General features: G+C 68.3%; 1 protein-coding gene. It reads left to right on the plus strand.

The window, feature by feature from the left end; translation table 11 throughout:
• Positions 1 to 281 (plus strand): TRAP transporter large permease subunit (locus SM753_RS20425; RefSeq protein ID WP_323192911.1); only part of this gene is annotated, 281 nt, incomplete at both ends.

Raw genomic sequence — 281 nt, forward strand, 5'->3', positions numbered from 1 at the left:
CGTGCTGAAGGCGATGGACTCCGGCGCGAAGACCGCGACCATCGTGGTCGTCGCGGTCGCCGCCGCCGGGATCATCCCCGGCGTCATCGGGATCACCGGGCTCGGCGGGAGCCTCCGTGCGCTCATCATCAGCGTGAGCGGCGGGTCGCTCGTCCTCCTGTTGATCCTCGCCGGACTCGCGGCCGTGATCGTCGGCATGGGGATGCCGACGACGGTGATGTACATCATCATCGTCGTGCTGCTCGGTCCCGTCCTCCCCGAGTTCGGGATCGCGATCTTGG

It is taken from the genome of Halostella sp. PRR32, from assembly GCF_034808085.1.
GTDB classification, from domain to species: Archaea; Halobacteriota; Halobacteria; order Halobacteriales; family Natronoarchaeaceae; genus Halostella; species Halostella pelagica.